Below are 17,588 nucleotides of genomic sequence, written 5' to 3' on the forward strand. Positions count from 1 at the left end.
AATAGTCATTTTTACAATTGCTTCTGCGCCGTGATTGTAAGAACCACCGTGACCATATAGCAAGAAATTCTTCATCTTCTCCGCGCTATCCTCAAATAAGCTGTTCTGCCGGTTCGAATCGCTTAGACTTTCCCGAAAAACCATTGCAATACTCGCAAGCAGAAAGATACTCTGAAGATACCATTCTGATTATCTTATCCTGGATTTCATTTATTGAGGACGATTCATCCATCGTATCTACAAAACTATCGGAATCTTTAGTAATGCGTCCAGCGAGCATTGTCGAATACGAACGGGCACAGCGATGCAGTAGCCCATTAGTCATCGCCAAGTACGGAATTAGCAACGCATTTTTAATGATTTTGTTTGGCATTGGTGTATACGTGCCGGTATGTTGTTTTGGAGTTGTTGCTATTACACATTCGCGCAACAAAGCTTTAGTCTCGTTATGCGAATGTTTATGAGTATAATCACCTAAGTCTACCCAACCGCCCATATGGGCGTTCGTTCCATGATAGATTCTGACCTTGTGATTTATCCCTTTTTCGTTTAATATTGCGTCAATTTTTTCAGCATTCGGAGAATGCTTTCCGTAGTTATCTATCATCACAAACATAGTGTCTTTATTTTTTTGCAGTATGTCAAGTACCGCATCTTTAGGAACTATTGTTCCATTTGTAATTATTTCCAATATATCAAACTGTTTCTTGTACTCCAATATAGCTTCGACTATTTCTGGCAAATCCGTCCTTAACATTGGTTCTCCGCCACCCAACGATAGTTTACGGATATATTTGACTGTCTCGAAATATCGCTTTACACAGTGCTCAATGCTTTTGACGCTAAAATGCGGAGGTGGATTTTGATACGGCGATGCCGTACAACACAGTTTGCACTTTAAATTACACCTTAAAGTCAGTATAATTGCGCTCGTGTCAATTACGATTCCAGAATATGTTCTCATGTTATAATCACTCCTGCGTAAAGTATTAAGATATTGTGACATCAAAAAAAGCGTAATTTTACAGTACACGAGGACGAGTTGCTCGCACGACAGTACTTGGCCCGTACGGCTTTGTTACCCGGCATATTCCTTTAACTGCTTTATTTCAAAATCCTGTATGTGCCCACATTCTAAAAAATCCCTGCGACATATCGCCAGTTCCCGCTGCAACCTCGCCGCAAACTGTTTGCAGTCCACAAGCCCGAGCCGGTCAACCTTTTCCACCATGCTCAGCCAAAACGACCACTCAAAATATCTCCATGCGGACGCGCTGTCCGGGAACTTCCGGCACAGCCAATCGGTGCGCTCGCGGTAGACCGCAAGATACTCGGAAAGCGTCGCGGCGTCAAGCAGGCTGTGATCGGTTGTCCACGCGGAGTTGTTGCCGGGATGTCGATGAAAGGTATACTTAGGCAGGCCATGGAACGCGACCTTGTTGGCTTTGGCCAGCATTTTGGGCATGAGCTCAATATCGTCGTATTTGGCGCTATCCGAGAACCGATTGCCATCAAACAGCTTGCGCCGCAACAGCTTTGTGGGGAACTGTACATTGAACCTCTTGCGCCAAAGAAGCTCAATAACGGCTTCTTCCGCAGAATACACGCGCCTTTCGTCAAATTCTCTATCCACCGCCCCGCAAATAGCGATGTCCGCGTTGTTTTCCATCGCCAGATTGTGTAAAAACGCTAAGAAGTCCGGTTCACACCAGTCGTCATCATCGACGAAAGCGACCCATTCGCCAACTGCCGCGTCCAGCCCGGCGTTGCGGCCTATGCCGATGTTGCCGCGCTCGCGGTGAAGTACGCGGATGCGCGCGTCACGTTTGGCGTATTCGTCCGCAATAGCGCCGCTGCGGTCAGAGCTGCCGTTGTCCACGATGACAAACTCAAAGTCGCCAAACGTCTGCGCGAGGACGCTTTCGATGGCGCGGCTCACCAGCGTTTCGCGGTTGTAGGTCAGCATTATCACGGAAATGACAGTCATAGCGCATATCACCACTAAACTGCATACAGTATAGTATCCCAACAACCATATTTGTGCTGCCGCAGACAAAATTTATAATCGTCGCGTATCGAAAGTAGCGTTTGCGGAAGTTCGTAAACATCCTCAATTTTGTGATACGCGCAAATCGCGAGTTTCGGTTTCGCTTTTTTTATTATGTTCGCGGCGCCGATAAGCGCCTCTTTTTCCGCGCCCTCAATGTCCATTTTTATGAACGTCGGCAGCTGCGGCTTGTCCGCAAAAAAGGCATCAAGCGAGGTGACAGGTACGCGAACCTGGTCGGCGTCCGTAGCAATCACGAATGACGAACCCGCCATATTTTCCGGATTTGGCGTGAACAAAAGCTCCGTTTCACGGCTCCACAATCCCTTTTGCGTGAGCGTAACGTGCTCGTACTTGGCAAGATCTTGCGCCGCTTTGGCATAATTTTCCGGATCAGGTTCGAACGAGTATACGTGATACCCAGCAACATTGTTTCTTTTTATAAAATCTTCCGCTGTGTCCCCCGTATACGCGCCGCCATCGACAAACACCTCGTTAGTGCCGAGCGCAATAACTCCCTCTTCATAATAACAAGCTGATTTTGTGTTCGGCTTCAGCGGCCTATCTAACAAATACAAACGTATTTTGTCAAGCACAAGGGCTTTTGACGACTCGTCGGAGAAAAAGCTGTACGCCCAAGCATAGCCACTAACGTACCGCACAAAACCTTTTACGGCCAAATAATTCCCAAACTCAATCGGGCAACCGATAATTCGTTCATCCGGGAAACCAAGCCCGGAGAGCGTATTCATGATGTCATCTTTGTATGCCTGAGAGCACACCATAACCAGCGCATCGCTAAACTCGCGCCGAAGCCGGTCCGCGTCAATAACCGGAATGCCGTCTACGGCATCGATAGCCCTTCGGTCACAAAACGCGGCTACGGCCAAGCCCAGTTCACGGCAAGCGTCCAAAAACGCAACGCCTAACTGACCAGCGCCGTACAACACTAACGGGCGCAACCCGATGTTTGCCTTTATTTTCCTCAGCAACGAAGCGATCTTGCTGTTTGGTATTTCCGACTTTATTTCTTCAAACTTTTGCGCAAATATGTCCGACATTGATTTAATCCTCCCATACTTTCCATTGTGCCCGGCCATCCGCCCACATCGCTTCCAGCGCGCTTTTGTCCCTGGCCGTGTCCATGCAATGCCAGAAGCCGCCGTGCTTGTAGACGCCAAGCTTGCCGTCCGCCGAAAGCCGCTCCAGCGGGGCGCGTTCCAGAACCGCCGCGTCGCTGTCCAGATAATCGAAAATGCCCGGCTCCATTATCATAAAACCGGCGTTTATCCAGTTGCCGTTTTCTTTTGCTTTCTCGCGAAAGCCGGTAATCGTCCCATCGCGGTCGTTAATGTCGAGTACGCCGAAGCGGCCGCCCGGTTGAATCGCCGAGAGCGTTACCGTCTTGCCGGACTTCTCGTGCGCGAAAATCAGCTTCGTCAGATCGACGTCGCTCACGCCGTCGCCATAGGTCACAAGGAACCGCCCGTCCCCGATGTATTTGCGGACGCGCCGTATGCGCCCGCCGGTTTGCGTTTTCAGGCCGGTATCCACCACCGTCACGCGCCAAGGTTCGGCGACATTGTTATGCACTTTTATCGCCCCGCCGGCGGAAAAATCAAAAGTCACGTCGCTGCGATGAAGATAGTAGTCGGCAAAATATTCTTTTATAATATGCCCCTTGTAGCCGCAGCAAATTATAAAATCGTTCACGCCGAAGTGGGAGTAGTATTTTAAAATATGCCACAGAATCGGCGCGCCGCCAATCTCAATCATCGGCTTGGGGCGAAGGTGGGACTCTTCGCTTATGCGCGTACCGTACCCGCCGGCGAGGATAACAGCTTTCATTTTATTACCATTCCTGTCCTGCGCAGATCAATAATTAACATATCGCCACTACCCTTGAGAGTTCGCGTATCAAATCGCGGCCGTCCCAAACAAGCGAGAAATCCATTGTCCTGCCGACCGGGACGATCCGGTCGACGCCGGGCGGCGCGTTTGCCAATATGAAATCGCGCAGCTTTGCCGCGTCAAGGCCTATATAGGAAAGCGTCTGGCATTTGCCGCCGCAGAGCGGGAGTATTTCGTCAAGCGCTTTCGCGTCGTATTCATAGAAATAGCCGCTGTTTTCCAAATTGTCCAATATGCTGCGGCCAAGCTTTTTCACAGCGACCCGCATAAGTTTGCAATCGTCCGCTTTGGCCAGTTTGCAAGCCGAATTGGCCGCAAACCGGTAAAACGTTGACAGTTTGTTTACCGTCTGCGCCGGCTTTAGTTCATAGCCTTCGAGTTGATCGGACAAAGACGCCCAAAATATTTCCCTGGCCTTTTCGATTTCCCCGCCGAGCCAGATAACGGCGCGCGGCGAAGTGCAGGCGTTCTGGTCGGTCAAATAGGTGTCGTTGTAAAAATCCCGCGCTGCTTTTGCTTTGTCGTAATCGGCCAAGTACTTGTCAGAGTTTATGAGACAGATTGAGTAGCGGTCGGAGAAGGTTATCTCGTTCGCCCGCGGCGGCAGGGGCGACTGGCGGATTTGCGCCACGGTCGCATCGCCGCCCCAGATGATGCGGGAATTGCAAAGCGCGCTTAAAGCGTCCGTGGTTTTTTTGTCGCGGGCGTATTTGACAAGGCACAGACGGGCGGCGATGTCCGTGAATTCGCCGCTGTAGAGCAGCTTCGTTATCGCCTCGCACAGCGGCGCTATCTGTTCAAAGTCTTTGGACGGCAGCCGCACGACATTTGCGTTGCCGGCCAGCATGCCGACCGCCATCGAGTACGCGAAGTTCAGCGGCACATTGGACGGAGCGATGTGGAACGCAACGCCTCTGCCCAATCTGTCGCTGTCGTCATACTGTTTCCGCAGCAACAAAAGGTTGGCTTTGCGGCACCAGAACGCGAATGTTACCGCGTCGGGAAACCGCCTCGCTTTCGCGGACTTTAATATTTCGCCGGACAGCGCGCGCAAAAACGCGGTAACCCTCCCGTCGAATATCCGCATTGCCGGTTGCTTTTGCATATTGGCAAGAACATCCTCGCTGCCGGCTATATAATCAACCTGTTCAAAAACTTGCCGCATATGCATCGCTGCATCCTCTTATCTCCGCGTCTTTCAGCCTGCCGAGCACTTTAAAATATTTGCCTTTGCGTCCGCACGGGCAGTCGTCCTCGCCAAGGATTACGCCTTCGTCTTCCGTTAAGAGGACGTGTCCGCAATATGATTTCGGCAACGCCGACACTACCTCAATAATGCCCGCCTCGCCGTAATCGCAGACGGACAGATCCGCCCGGCGCGTAATTACGTCCGAGAATACGCTCGCATGCAAATGCCCCTTCTCACATTCCATATACACGCAGCCCGTCTGCTCCACCATGCCGTAATAATTGTGGACATGGTCTATGCCGCACACGGCTTTGAGTTCCGACTTGAATACGCCGGGGCTTACGCTCTGGCCGGCGAGTTTTTTCCACCCGCCGCCGTGAATAAGCACGCCGCCTGACAAGTCCGCCATGCCCGAAAGATTTTTCAGTTTTGCGCAGAAGTGTTGCCATACCATAAAAGTAAAGCCAAACAGCAGGATGCGTTTTCCGCTGTGTTTTGCCAAAAAAGCGGCCAGGGCTTTTACGTCAAGGTTCATATCGTCGTCCAGCGCGTATATCTTATCGTTCCCGAATATGGAAAAGCCCAATATTGCCGCGCCGCGGGCGGAAAACATCCGCCGGTCCCTAACGGACGACGGGCAGTCGATTATGATCATCGGCAGCCTTGCCGTACCTAAAAACGACGCCACTATCCTGACGAGCGCCTTTTGCTGCTGTCCGGCCGTCGCGCGGTCGAGAAAAATCCTAGAAGTCGCCTGGCCTGTAGTGCCGGAGGACGTCATAGTTTTAAATATTTCCGCATCGCTGACGCTTTTCAGCGTCAGTTCCTTGAACAGACGGACGGGCAAGAACGGCAAATCGCGGCAGCCACCAGTAGCGCCGCGAGGGTCAAAGCCCAGCGCGTCAAGCATGGAGCGGTACTCGCGGCAGTTGTCGTAGTGAAACGCCGTCAGGTCCAAAAGCGCGCGCGCCAATATTCGCTCTTTGTCCGTTTTCAAAAGCGAAAACGGCTCTACATTCATCAGCTCGTCAATCATGTCAATCATCCAATGCCGAATACAAAGTTTTCCCCGAGTCGTTTTTCGGGATGGCACCAATAACCTTGACTTCAAACGCGGAAAAGTGCAGCCCGGTTTTCTCCGCTATGAATTTCCGTAAGTACCGGACAAGCGCGGCATCGGTCACATACACTTTCATTTTGTCGTCTACGCCGGCGCAGGCGCACTCGCAACCGCACGCCGTCTTGACGAGACGTTCAGCCTCGTCAAGGTTGATCCTGTTGCCGAATATTTTCAGAAACCTTTTTTTGCGTCCGACAATATAATAGTACCCGTCGCCGTCGCGTTTTGCCATGTCGCCGGTAACAAGGACGCCGCCGCGCTCGTCGCCTTTTTGTAAATCATCGCCGCGTTCCGCGTAGCCGAGCGTTACGTTGGCGCCTTTGTACACAAGTTCTCCGACAGTTTCGCTTGCGGCGATTTCCTTGCCGTCCGCGTCAATCAGGCTGAACTCGCCGCCCGGTATGGCTATTCCCATGCTGCCGTACTTTTCAAGCGATTTCTCGTAAGGCAGGTATGACATTCGCGCGGTCGCCTCGGCCGATCCGTACATAACGACAAACCGGCGCCCCGTGTCCTTCGCGTACTCCGCAAACTTTTTGTGAAGTTCCGGCGAGAGCTTTCCGCCCGCCTGCGTCATTGTCCGCAAAGAGGGCAGCTCCATGCGGAAGAAACGCAATCTGTCAAGCATTTCAAAAGTATACGGCACCCCGCCGAACGAAGTCGCTTCGTAATCTTTGAACTGCTGCCAGAACTCTTTCCCGATAAGCGTCTTTTGCGTCAGGATTATGGACGCGCCGGCCCAAAGATGCGAATTGATTATTGACAGCCCGTATGTGTAACTCATCGGGAGCGTAGTAATCGGGCGCTCCGCTTCGTCAAGTTCCAAGTACCGCACAATTGACGCAGTGTTCGCCCGGATGTTATTGTAGCTTTGCCGCACAAATTTCGGGCTGCCGGTTGAGCCGGAGGTCGTCAGCAGCAAGGCCAGATCGTCGTTTAACGCGAAAGCGCGGGCATGACGGGTTTTTAGCAGGGAGTAGCCCCAAGCCGCATAAACGTTCCCGCAATCGCCGAACCTATCCGCCATATCCGAAGGAAGCCACAAATAATCGGGCCTATAGTTTTCGAGCAAAGCGTCAAGCATTTCGCGGTCAATATCGGCGTTCAGCAGGAGCGGGACGATGCCGTGGTTTATGAACGACGCGTAGCCAAGCGCCGAGCCTTTCTCGTTCCGGCACAGTACGAACGCGAGACAGCGGCCGCCGGCCGCCGCCGCCAGCTGCTCCCCCTCGCGCGCCAGCTCGGCATAATTAGTTTTGCCGCCGTCCTCGGCAATGAACGCGGTATTTTCCGCAAAGTCCTCAAATTTCCACATCATACTTTTTCAGGATCTCCTTGCCTTTTTCAAACGAACCGAAATCAATAATGTCCTCCGTGTCAAGCATTATATCGAACGCCGCTTCCAGCGCGGCCATAAGGGTCATGTGCCCCACGCTGTCCCAGTTCGCGACTTCCTGGTACTTTGCCGTCTTTGCCTCGCCCTCGCTGATGCCGAAAGATTCGGCAAAGGCTCGGCTGTATTTTTCGAGATTTGTCATTTTGATCCCTCTCCCTGAAGATTTCCGAATTTTATTGTTTGTATTCTTCTAATATGCTTTGCGCTAATTGAGCCGGCAACAGCCCGGCTTTATCCAGCATATAACTGTATCCGCCCGCGTGCGGGTAACCGTCGGCAATGCCGATTATCCGCTGCGGCGGCTTGCGCTTTACTCTTGCGAGGTATTCGGCGACCGCTCCGCCCAACCCGCCGGCTACGCGGTGTTCTTCAACCGTTACAATCAGCCCCGCGTCAAGGGAAGCGTCAATCGCGTCCGCATCAAGCGGCTTGATTGTGTGCATATTTATCACGGAGCAGGAAACATCATGGGTTTCGAGTATTTTAGCCGCCTCAAGCGCGTAATGGACCATGCTCCCTGCCGCCAGCAGCGCAATGTTTCGCCCTTCTTGCAACTTTACGGCCTTTCCTATCCTAAACTCATAGTCGCCTTTATAAACGATGGGATTATTGGCCGCGCCCGTAAGCCGCAAATAAACAGGCTCGTCTAAAGTTGAAATTGTCTCGACTGCCTTGACTGTTTCGAGCGCGTCCGCCGGGGAAACTATGTTTATATTTGAAATCGGGCGCAATGCCCCGACATCTTCCAATCCGTAGTGCGTATATCCTAAAACACCCATGCCGAAGCCCGCGCCAAAACCGACAAGTTTTACCGGCGAACGCATATAGCCCATAAAGTGCTTGGCGAACTCATTTGCCCGCAGCGCGGCAAAGTTGGCAAAGGTCGCGGCAAAAACATTGTACCCGGCATCAGCTAACCCTGCGGCAATCCCGACCATGTTTTGTTCGGCTATGCCGACGTTGGCAAACCTGCCGGGGTAATTTTTCGCGAACCGGCCAAGCCCCGCGCTATTTTGCACATCCGCCGCCAAAGCGAATATTTTGTCATTGCCTGCCGCCAATTTATCAAGCGTCGCGCCGAATGCGCCACGCTGCCCGAGCATTGAAAGCGTCCGGATTTCGGATGGTTTATATTCCAACGCGCCCTACCTCCTTCGCGGCTTCTTCATATTGCTTGTCCGAAAGGCGGCTGTGATGCCACGCGCTATTGTTCTCCATAAACGATACGCCCTTGCCCTTGACCGTTTTCGCCAAAACCGCCTGCGGGGCAGCGGCGGGGGAAACATCAAGTTCCTCCCGCAACGCGCTTAGCGAATGTCCGTCACACGCCGCCGTCTGCCAGCCCGCCGCTTTCCACATGGCCGCCACGTCAACGGCCAGAATGTCGGCGGAAAACCCATCAAGCTGCATTCCGTTATAGTCCACGACGGCGACTAAATTATCCAGTTTCTGATGGGCGGCAAACATTGCCGCTTCCCAGTTTGACCCCTCGTTTAATTCGCCGTCGCCCAGCAATACATATATATTTTTGTCCTTGCCCTGCTTTTTCGCCGCCAAGGCAAGCCCACAGGCGTAAGACAGCCCCATCCCCAAACTTCCGCTCGAACAAATAATTCCATTATGTATATTTTTAGACGGGTGCGCCAAAAAGCCGCTGCCATTGGTTTCAAAAGAGTCCAATTGTTCTTCCGTAAGCAGCCCGGCTTCTTTAAGGACGGCATAATAGGCCAAACCGGCATGCCCCTTGCTTAAGATAAACGCATCCTGCGGCCGGAGAACGCCGAAAAACAGGGCGGTCAATACCTCAACCACGGAAAGCGAAGGGCCAATATGCGTCCCGTTTCCGCCTTTGTTTGCTTGATTGGCCAGTCGCAGTATATTCAGCCGCGCGTTTTTGGCGGCCGACTCGATTCTTTCATTCATTCGATATACCCCCCTCCCCCGTCAACTTTCAAAACTTGGCCGGTAATAAATGACGCTTCGTCAGAGGCCAGAAAGTATATCGCTTGCGCGATTTCGTTCGGTTTTCCCAATCTGCCGAAAACAGAATGGCGCAAGGTGCTTGCCCGTAATTTTTCTTCCATTTCCTGCGCCATGTCGGTTTCGGTAAGTCCCGGCGCAACGGCGTTGACCCGCACTTTGCCCTGCAATTCCGCTTGCAGCACCTTTGTCCAGGCGATCAGCGCCGCCTTGGAGACGCCATAGGCGCAGTTGCCCGCCCGAAAATCAATCCCCGCTACGGACGCGACATTTGTAATGCTGGCGTTCTCCTTGGCCATAATCTTTAAGATAAGCTGCGTAAGTTCCATATGCGCAAACAAATTTACGGCAAACACTTCTTTTATCCGGGCGACGGGCGTCATTTGAAACAAGCCGCCGTGCGCGACGCCCGCGTTGTTCACCAGCGCGTCAATGGTTATCTTGTCTCTCCGGAGCTGCTTGACACATTCTTTCATCAAAGCGGCGTCAAGCATGTCGAAACAAACGGGAAGAACATTTTCTGTATCTATTTCCCGTGGTTTGCGGGAATGGGCAACGACGCGCCAACCATTTTCCAGAAACTTTTCCGCCGCAGCTTTGCCTATTCCCCGGTTAGAACCGGTAATAAATACAGTTTTCATTTATAGGATATAGCCCCCGTCCACGCCCAGCACCTGAGCGGTAATATAGTTGGAGCTGTCTGACGCAAAGAACAAGACGGCGTTCGCGATATCTTCGGCGGTTCCGACGCGGTGCATTCCGACGTTGTTGTCCACGTAGCCTTTCAATATTTTATCATCCGTGCTTTACGTATACATAACGCGCTGACGTTATTTGACCTCCAAGATACAAATTCATTCTCAATGACGACATATTGTTGGAGGAAACTGCGCCGCATAAGGTCTTGGCACCAGCTTCCGCCGCGTGCCTAAGCTGCGCAGCGAGAACGCTTGTCCCGAAGCCGGCGGCCTCGAACTCCTTATACACTCCTATAAACAGGCCATGGTTGCCATCCTTTTTCAACCGCGAAACAAAAAAACCAACGGCTTTGCCTTTAAACATGCATTTGTATGGTTCGTAGCCGTTTTCAAGCGCGTCTGCAATCCAGCCCATATAGCGCTGCGCCGACTGCTCCTTTGTAAAGTGCGGGTCGACATACACCCGGTCAGTATGAAAAACGCCCAGCTTTAACTGACGCTTCAGCTCGGCCAAGTCCGCATCGGCCATCCGCCGGTAACTGATGCTGTCCGCAAACCTTTTTGTTATGCGATCGAGCGTTGCGCCGATATTTTTAAGGTCGTGCCGAACGGCAAACATCGTTTCTATATAACGATAGCCCATATCCTCCAGCTGGAACATCAATTCAATGGCTCCCGCCGGTACCCTCGCGACGGCATACTCGCAGTCAAGCCCGCGAAGCTGCTCTAAATCGGAAAGCGTGTCGTTTGCGGCAAGGTTGATTTCTTTGGCGACAACCCCGAGGTTTCTTTTTTCCCAAACGGCGTCAATAATTTCCATTTCACCCTATCCCCTAAGTTTTGCACACCCTGCCAATTTATTGTTATATAAGGCACAGCCTTTGATAGCAAGCTGTTTTGCCGCAGCAAAAGCCCTATCCGGCAATAAAATTGCCGAACTGACTGAGGGCAACTTTGCCATATTGCACCGCGCCAGTAAATATATTGCCATATATAAAGCAATTCCGCCGAGCTGCCAAACAAAAACAGCAAGGCAGATTGTTGAGCGATAGTAAAGAAATTTTTAAGGACAATGGGTTGCGGTACGTTAGGGCGTAACAGGAGGGCAAACAAAACAGAAGCAAAAGAAAAGCAAAACCCGCCGCCGCACGGCAAAAAACAAAGCCTGCGGCGTTGGAGCGGACATGCGTCAGCTATCTTTTTTGCAGGCTTTGCGCGCGAAAGCAAACCCGAAATTTTCGCAATCCGACAGTTCCGCGGCGTTGGGCGCCCAATTAAGCGTAAGCGCCGGCTCCAGCGACATGCCGGCTTTTTGCAAAAGCTCGTCCATTTCTTTTTGCGCGCCGCCGCTCCAGCCGTAGACGCCGAAAGAAGCCGCCAGTTTGCCCACCGGCTTCAAGCCTTTCAGATAAAGGAGCAAGGCGCCGACAGAGGGCATCATGCCGTAATTGAGCGTAGGCGACCCAAAAAGCGCGCCGGCCGCATCCAGCAGTTCGGCGACTATACGGCTGTTTTCCGCATGCCCGGGTTTATACAGCCGGGCGTCAACGCCCGTTTTGGCCGCGCCTTCCCAAATGGCTTTCGCCATGCGTTCGGTCGCGCCCCACATGCTGTCGTAAACAACCAGCACTTTGTCTTTGACTTTGCCCTGTCCCCAAAAGGCGTATTTATCCAAGATTTCTTTTATATGGGAACGCCAGATGACGCCGTGGCTGGGCGCAACCATGTCGATCGCCAGCCCCTGCGCCTTGTTGAGCGCGCCGCCGATCAGCTTGCTGTACGGCATGAGAATGTTGGCGTAATAGTTTTGCGCTTCTTCCATGATGGCGGATAGCTCGCTCCCGCTGTCGAAAGGGTCGCTGGCGCAAATGTGCTGCCCAAAAGCGTCGTTGGAAAAAAGTATTTTTTTCTCGGGCAGATAGGCCGCCATGCTGTCAGGCCAATGCAACATGGGCAAGGCAACAAAATGCAGGCTGTTTTCGCCAAGCGCAAGTTTGTCGCCCTCTTTTACGATATTATAATCGTACTGTCCGTAAAGCCGCGCCGCTTCTTTTGCCCCGGCCGCGGTAATGACGATTTTCGCGCCGGCGGCTTTGCCTATGACCTGCGGCAAAGCGCTGGCGTGATCGTTCTCCACATGGTTAACCACTATATAGTCGATTTTTTCCGGCGGCACGATTGAGGAAATCCGCGCCAGCAACTCATCGGCAAAAGTATTTTTCACTAAATCGACCAAGCAGATTTTCTCGTCAACGATCAAATAAGCGTTGTAGGTTACGCCGCGCCCCGTGGTAAACCCGTGAAAGTCCCTCAGTTTCCAGTCTTTGCAGCCGACATAATATATGCCTTTAGCCAATTCTATTTGCTTGATAAAAATCACTTCCTAACTGAAAATAAAGACGCCGCTCATATACGTCGTCTTTATTTTAATCAAGTTAGGCTAAAATGTCAATAATATTGCCGGGGAAATTGCCAAGCGGCGCGGGAGCTGGTTCGACGGATTCGGTCATTTTCAATATGTCCTGCCCGGACTGTTCGGCCAGATCGAGCGCCATTTTCATTATGCTGAAGCTGGCCTGTTCTTTTACGGATTGATACTTCATTTTGACAGCCATGTCAACGATTGGATCCAAGCCCAAAGTTATCACCTCCCTATCTATATATCGTATGAAAAGGATTTTTTATTAAGGGGATCTTGAATCAACGAAATCAACGGTTTTCCCATTCTGTAAGCAATGTTTCCCATTCCGCCGTAAGGGAATCGATGCCGGCTTTTTGCCGGGCATATTCCGTGGAGAGGGCGCGGCTGGCGGCGAAATCGGCGTGTTCCGCCGGATCGGACAGGCGCTTTTCCAAGACCAAAAGCAAACCCTCTTGTTCGCGCAGGGACAATTCCACCGCCGCCAACCGCCTTTCCACGCTGCGCGTTTTGGGGCTTTCCTTGACGGTTTTTGCCGCCGCCCGCGCCAGCGCGGGCGGCGGCATATCTTTGGGGCGCGCGTTTTTTTGCTCGCGGCAATAGCTGTAGTTGCCGGGATAATCGAAAAGCCTGCCGCCTTCAATTTCCCATACCCGCCCGGCTATCCGGTCAATGAAATAGCGGTCATGGCTGACCAGCAACATGCCGCCGCCCCATTGCCGGAGGGCTTCCTCTACCGCCGCGCGGGCGGCGGCGTCCAAATGGTTCGTCGGCTCGTCCAGCAAAAGAAAATTCGCCCCGCCGAGCAAAAGGCGCAAAAGAGCCAGCCGCGCCCTTTCGCCGCCGGAGAGGTCTTCGAGTTTTTTAAATACATCGCCGCCGCGAAACAGCATGCCGCCCAAAAATGTTCGGGCCTGCTCCTCGGATAGGCCGAAACCGGCGAGTATGTTTTCCAGAATGTTTTCCCCGCCGGACAAGCCCTCATGTCCTTGCGAGAAATAGCCGACCTTTACCCGCCCGCCCGCCGTTACGCGCCCGGACAGGGCGGGCAGGATGCCGGCTATGGTTCTTAAAAGAGTGGTCTTGCCGGCGCCGTTACGTCCGATGACCGCTATCTTCTCGCCTTTTTGGATGGTAAAATCAATGTCTTTTAAAAGCGGGCAGCCGTACCCTACCGTTAATTTTTCCAGCGTCAATAGCCGGTCGGAACATTCGGGCGGAACCGGCAGTTTAAGTTTTAAGCCGTCCGAAGGCGATGCGGGGGCGACCCTTTCCAGCCGGTCAAGCTGCGCTTGCCGCCCGCGAGCCTGCCGGCTTTTGATGCCGGCTTTGTTGCGCCTTATATATTCTTCGGTTTTTTTTATATGCGCGGCTTGTTTTTCCCAAGCCGCCGCTTGTGTTTTGTCTTCCGTTTCTTTTTGTTTTTCATACAGGCTGTAATTGCCTTTGTAGATTTTTACCCGTCCCGCTTCCAGGAGCGCGATCTTGTCCACCGTCCGGTCAAGAAAATAACGGTCATGCGAAACCAGGAGCAGCCCGCCTTTAAATTCGCGCAGATATCCTTCCAGCCATTCGGCCATGGCTATGTCCAAATGGTTGGTGGGCTCGTCCAAAAACAAAAAATCCGGTTCGCCGAGAAGCGCCGCCGCCAAAAGCATCCGCGTTTTCTGCCCGCCGGAAAAATCTTTTGCCCGCCGGCGCAGGTCTTCGTCGGAAAACCCTAGGACGAAAGCCGCCTTGCGCGCCTTCAGTTCGTGATCGTAACCGCCTTGCCGTTCATAGTCCTGCCTGAGATCGGAATATCGGGCAAGAAGTTTCCCCCGGGCGCGCTCGTCGGGCTGCCCGCCGATTTGTCCTTCCAAGTCGCGTATTTGCCGCGAAAGGGCAAACAGTTCCTGCCGGGAAGCCGTCAACTCCTCCCACAACGAACCGTCGGCCGGCCGGGCGTCTTGCGCGGCATAGCCTATTTTAGCGGCCGGGTCGGAAAAGACGCGCCCGCCGTCGTATTCGTCAAGCCCCAGGATGCAGCGCATGAGGGTGGTTTTGCCCGCGCCGTTGTTGCCGATCAGTCCAATTTTGGCGCCTTTTTCCAAGCGAAGGTTCACTTGGCGGAAAATTTCCTTCCCGCCAAAACATTTAGTAAGATTTTCGGCCAATATCGACATGTTTTGCTCCCGCGCACGCGCCACCGACAGCGCCCGCCGCCGGGCACTGAAAGCAAGCGACAATTTTCAAGCTTTATCGCCGCAATCGGCCGGCGCCGGACGGGGGACGATCCTGTCGCGCAGAGAAGGCCCGGGCGGCTAAAGGCGCGGCTTGAATGCCTTTCCGTCTGTCCGCAGCATGGAAAAGAAAATTTCCCCGCTGACTATTATCGACAAAACTAACAGAACAACAGAAACAACCGGGATGAACGAATGCCCTTCGCCAAAGAACCAGCCCGAATAAATGGCGTTAAACAAAGTCCAGTTGGACATCATCAGCATAATGACGGACGGCACGAAGGAAACCAGCCATACTGCAGACTGCGGACGGCTTTTCATCAGCCAGAAAGATACGCTGGCAAGCACAAGCGCCGCCAGCAATTGGTTGGAAGCGCCAAAGGTATTCCAAAATACCCGCCACACCGGGACGATCCGGCCATCGCCGTCCACGATGGTCTGGAAAATCAAAAAGCCCGGCGCGCACATGGTCAAGGCCGCGCCCAGGAAGCCGCCCGCGCGCCCCCTCCAGCCGGTTATTTCTTCCACGACGTAGCGCCCGAGGCGCGTGCATACGTCAAGCGTATCGTAAACAAAGGTAGTGAAAGCCAAAAGGCCAAAGGTTATGCCAAATACTATCGGCACGCCGATAAATTCCATGAAACTGCCGATGCCGGTCGCGTAAACGAAATTGGGCGCCTTGCCCAAGATGGGCGAATCTTTGGCCATTATCATTACGCAGACGATAGATATAACCGCGACCATGCCTTCCAGCAGCATGCCGCCGTAGCCTACCGCCCTGGCGTCCGTTTCGTATTCTAACTGCTTGCTGGTGGTTCCCGAGGACACAAGCGAGTGAAAGCCGGAACAAGCTCCGCAGGCAACGGTAACGAAAAGCAGCGGGAACATCGGGAGCCAAAAGCCGCCGCCGAAAAACCCTCCGGCGCCAAGCATGGTAAAAGCCGGATATTCTATTGAATAGTCGCCGAAAATAATGCCGATGCCGGAAACAAACAAAGAAACATACAAAAGGTATCCTCCCAGCAAGCCGCGCGGCTGCACCAGCAGCCATATCGGCAGCATGGAAGCGGCAAAGCAATAAATCAAAATGATGGCGCCCCAAATTTTCTGCTGCGAAGAAACATCGGAGAAAGGCAAAGAAACCGGGAAAACCTGTCCGGCCCAGATGCATAGCACCGTAAGTGACAGGATGGCGATGTTGGCAATATACGCGTTTATTTTAAAATAACGGGTCATAAGGCCTATAATGGCCGGAAAAACAAGATACATAAGCGACGAGCTGGCAATATGCGCGCCCATTACCGTATCGCCTGCCCTTATCTCAATGTTGCTGACAAAAGAACTGGCGGTAATGTCGGCGAACACTACGATCAGGTAAACGAGGGTCAGCCAGATAAAAATCATAAAAAGCAGCCAGGCCCTTTGCGAAATGTTCACCCGCACTATTTCGGTTATGGACTTGGCGTTGTAGCGGACGGAGGCTATAAGGCTTCCCATATCTTGGACGCCGCCGACGAAGACGCTGCCGACCAGTACCCAAATCAGCGCCGGCGCCCAGCCGAAAAGCATGGCGGCCAAAATAGGGCCGTTGATCGGGCCGGCGGCAGTAATCGTCGAAAAATGCTGTCCCAGGAGCGCGTATTTCGTGGCAGGAACGAAGTCAAGGCCGTCATTTAACAAAACCGCCGGCGTAGCCGCGGCGTCGTCAAGCTGAAAAACACGCTCGCCCAGAAACCGGCCGTAGATATAATAAGCCGCCGCAAATAAGGCCGCCGCGCCTATTACCACCGGAAGAACATTCATCTGTTTTCCTGCTCCTTCACAAAGCGTATTGACACACGGCCATTATAGCACAATCGATACAATACGCAAAATGTATTTTAATGCTGCCACCATCGGCTAAAGGCGCCCACAGATGACCACACGGTCGGAGCCTTCGTCAGTTTCGCGCAGGCAAACGCTGATAATTTCGCTTTTGCCCGTAGGCACGTTCTTTCCCACATAGTCGGCGCGTATCGGCAGTTCCCGATGTCCGCGGTCAATAAGCACGGCCAATTGTATGGCCTTGGGCCGGCCAATGTCCATAAGCGCATCCAAGGCGGCTCGGGTAGTCCGGCCTGTATAAAGGACGTCGTCTACCATGATGACGACTTTGCCCTCAAGCGGAAAATTTATCTCCGTCCCGTGTACAACGGGCTGATAAGACAAAGTGGAAAGATCGTCCCGGTAAAGAGTTATGTCCAAAAGGCCGACAGGCGCTTCCACGCCTTCGATTTTCTTTATTTCCCCGGCTATGCGGCCAGCCAGGGGCGCTCCCCTGCTCCGGATGCCAACCAAGGCGATGTCGCGTGACCCTTTGTTGCGCTCGGCTATTTCATGGGCTATGCGTATCAGCGCCCGTCTTATGGCGCTCTCGTCCATTATCACGTTTTTTTCCGTTATCTGCGCGCTTTTTTCCATTGTCCGGCCTCCTTGGATGCTGGTGTCCGGGAAACGGTTTGGCAACCGCTAAGGAGCGGAGGGAAAATCCCCGGGGGCGGTCAGCCGCATTTTGGCTTCAGGCGCGCTCTGGCGCCGGCCAGCAACATCTATGTGCATAATAACAT

At 52.9% G+C, this 17,588-nt stretch carries 18 protein-coding genes; all 18 read right to left on the bottom strand.

Annotation, left to right across the window (positions count from 1 at the left end):
* Positions 1 to 91 precede the first annotated feature (91 nt).
* Entirely contained in the window at positions 92 to 964 is an 873-nt protein-coding gene (locus LBO03_08025; GenBank protein MDR3349529.1) for a radical SAM protein, read from the bottom strand.
* A gap of 114 nt (positions 965 to 1,078) precedes the next feature.
* Complete coding sequence (locus tag LBO03_08030; protein MDR3349530.1) at positions 1,079 to 1,987, bottom strand: glycosyltransferase; 909 nt, start codon at positions 1,985 to 1,987, stop codon at positions 1,079 to 1,081.
* Positions 1,988 to 2,001: 14 nt separating this feature from the next.
* Positions 2,002 to 3,108, bottom strand: coding sequence for an FkbM family methyltransferase (locus LBO03_08035; protein ID MDR3349531.1), 1,107 nt, complete (start codon positions 3,106 to 3,108; stop codon positions 2,002 to 2,004).
* A 4-nt stretch (positions 3,109 to 3,112) separates the two neighbouring features.
* Positions 3,113 to 3,895 carry a glucose-1-phosphate cytidylyltransferase gene (gene rfbF / locus LBO03_08040; GenBank protein MDR3349532.1) on the bottom strand — a complete coding sequence of 261 codons (783 nt, stop codon included), beginning with the start codon at positions 3,893 to 3,895 and terminating at the stop codon, positions 3,113 to 3,115.
* A gap of 34 nt (positions 3,896 to 3,929) precedes the next feature.
* Positions 3,930 to 5,123: a hypothetical protein gene (locus LBO03_08045; GenBank protein ID MDR3349533.1), complete on the bottom strand. Its 1,194-nt coding sequence runs from the start codon at positions 5,121 to 5,123 to the stop codon at positions 3,930 to 3,932.
* Entirely contained in the window at positions 5,107 to 6,183 is a 1,077-nt protein-coding gene (locus LBO03_08050) for a hypothetical protein (protein ID MDR3349534.1), read from the bottom strand. The genes LBO03_08045 and LBO03_08050 overlap by 17 nt, the downstream gene beginning before the upstream one ends.
* A gap of 1 nt (position 6,184) precedes the next feature.
* On the bottom strand, positions 6,185 to 7,585 hold the full coding sequence (locus LBO03_08055) for an AMP-binding protein (protein MDR3349535.1): 1,401 nt from the start codon (positions 7,583 to 7,585) through the stop codon (positions 6,185 to 6,187).
* The gene (locus LBO03_08060; protein ID MDR3349536.1) at positions 7,569 to 7,805 is read right to left on the bottom strand and encodes a hypothetical protein; all 237 of its coding nucleotides are present in this window, start codon (positions 7,803 to 7,805) and stop codon (positions 7,569 to 7,571) included. Before LBO03_08060 ends, LBO03_08055 begins: the two co-directional genes overlap by 17 nt.
* Before the next feature lie 31 nt (positions 7,806 to 7,836).
* On the bottom strand, positions 7,837 to 8,802 hold the full coding sequence (locus LBO03_08065) for a hypothetical protein (protein ID MDR3349537.1): 966 nt from the start codon (positions 8,800 to 8,802) through the stop codon (positions 7,837 to 7,839).
* Complete coding sequence (locus LBO03_08070; GenBank protein MDR3349538.1) at positions 8,792 to 9,586, bottom strand: transketolase; 795 nt, start codon at positions 9,584 to 9,586, stop codon at positions 8,792 to 8,794. The genes LBO03_08065 and LBO03_08070 overlap by 11 nt, the downstream gene beginning before the upstream one ends.
* A complete protein-coding gene (locus LBO03_08075; protein MDR3349539.1) occupies positions 9,583 to 10,284 on the bottom strand; it encodes an SDR family oxidoreductase in 702 nt (233 codons plus the stop codon). The genes LBO03_08070 and LBO03_08075 overlap by 4 nt, the downstream gene beginning before the upstream one ends.
* Positions 10,285 to 10,431 carry an SDR family oxidoreductase gene (locus LBO03_08080; protein MDR3349540.1) on the bottom strand — a complete coding sequence of 49 codons (147 nt, stop codon included), beginning with the start codon at positions 10,429 to 10,431 and terminating at the stop codon, positions 10,285 to 10,287. It lies immediately after the preceding gene.
* Between the two features lie 7 nt (positions 10,432 to 10,438).
* Complete coding sequence (locus LBO03_08085) at positions 10,439 to 11,161, bottom strand: hypothetical protein (GenBank protein MDR3349541.1); 723 nt, start codon at positions 11,159 to 11,161, stop codon at positions 10,439 to 10,441.
* Positions 11,162 to 11,530: 369 nt separating this feature from the next.
* Complete coding sequence (locus tag LBO03_08090) at positions 11,531 to 12,721, bottom strand: FprA family A-type flavoprotein (protein ID MDR3349542.1); 1,191 nt, start codon at positions 12,719 to 12,721, stop codon at positions 11,531 to 11,533.
* 55 nt (positions 12,722 to 12,776) lie between these two features.
* Positions 12,777 to 12,980 carry a YjfB family protein gene (locus LBO03_08095; protein ID MDR3349543.1) on the bottom strand — a complete coding sequence of 68 codons (204 nt, stop codon included), beginning with the start codon at positions 12,978 to 12,980 and terminating at the stop codon, positions 12,777 to 12,779.
* Positions 12,981 to 13,050: 70 nt separating this feature from the next.
* Complete coding sequence (locus LBO03_08100) at positions 13,051 to 14,925, bottom strand: ABC-F family ATP-binding cassette domain-containing protein (GenBank protein ID MDR3349544.1); 1,875 nt, start codon at positions 14,923 to 14,925, stop codon at positions 13,051 to 13,053.
* A gap of 138 nt (positions 14,926 to 15,063) precedes the next feature.
* Positions 15,064 to 16,785 (bottom strand): hypothetical protein, encoded by a 1,722-nt coding sequence (locus LBO03_08105; GenBank protein MDR3349545.1) that lies wholly within the window; start codon positions 16,783 to 16,785, stop codon positions 15,064 to 15,066.
* A gap of 96 nt (positions 16,786 to 16,881) precedes the next feature.
* Complete coding sequence (gene pyrR / locus LBO03_08110) at positions 16,882 to 17,424, bottom strand: bifunctional pyr operon transcriptional regulator/uracil phosphoribosyltransferase PyrR (protein ID MDR3349546.1); 543 nt, start codon at positions 17,422 to 17,424, stop codon at positions 16,882 to 16,884.
* Between the last annotated feature and the right edge of the window lie 164 nt (positions 17,425 to 17,588).

The sequence above is a fragment of the Acidaminococcales bacterium genome (assembly GCA_031290885.1).
Taxonomy (GTDB): Bacteria; Bacillota; Negativicutes; order Acidaminococcales; family JAISLQ01; genus JAISLQ01.

Excerpts from the sequence above, each read along its gene's own strand:
- LBO03_08030 (MDR3349530.1), bottom strand. The coding sequence starts at position 1,987 with ATGACTGTCATTTCCGTGATAATGCTGACCTACAACCGCGAAACGCTG.
- LBO03_08050 (MDR3349534.1), bottom strand. The coding sequence starts at position 6,183 with ATGATTGACGAGCTGATGAATGTAGAGCCGTTTTCGCTTTTGAAAACG.
- LBO03_08025 (MDR3349529.1), bottom strand. The coding sequence starts at position 964 with ATGAGAACATATTCTGGAATCGTAATTGACACGAGCGCAATTATACTG.
- LBO03_08100 (MDR3349544.1), bottom strand. The coding sequence starts at position 14,925 with ATGTCGATATTGGCCGAAAATCTTACTAAATGTTTTGGCGGGAAGGAA.
- LBO03_08070 (MDR3349538.1), bottom strand. The coding sequence starts at position 9,586 with ATGAATGAAAGAATCGAGTCGGCCGCCAAAAACGCGCGGCTGAATATA.
- rfbF (MDR3349532.1), bottom strand. The coding sequence starts at position 3,895 with ATGAAAGCTGTTATCCTCGCCGGCGGGTACGGTACGCGCATAAGCGAA.
- LBO03_08060 (MDR3349536.1), bottom strand. The coding sequence starts at position 7,805 with ATGACAAATCTCGAAAAATACAGCCGAGCCTTTGCCGAATCTTTCGGC.
- LBO03_08035 (MDR3349531.1), bottom strand. The coding sequence starts at position 3,108 with ATGTCGGACATATTTGCGCAAAAGTTTGAAGAAATAAAGTCGGAAATA.
- LBO03_08045 (MDR3349533.1), bottom strand. The coding sequence starts at position 5,123 with ATGCGGCAAGTTTTTGAACAGGTTGATTATATAGCCGGCAGCGAGGAT.
- LBO03_08085 (MDR3349541.1), bottom strand. The coding sequence starts at position 11,161 with ATGGAAATTATTGACGCCGTTTGGGAAAAAAGAAACCTCGGGGTTGTC.
- LBO03_08075 (MDR3349539.1), bottom strand. The coding sequence starts at position 10,284 with ATGAAAACTGTATTTATTACCGGTTCTAACCGGGGAATAGGCAAAGCT.
- LBO03_08105 (MDR3349545.1), bottom strand. The coding sequence starts at position 16,785 with ATGAATGTTCTTCCGGTGGTAATAGGCGCGGCGGCCTTATTTGCGGCG.
- LBO03_08055 (MDR3349535.1), bottom strand. The coding sequence starts at position 7,585 with ATGATGTGGAAATTTGAGGACTTTGCGGAAAATACCGCGTTCATTGCC.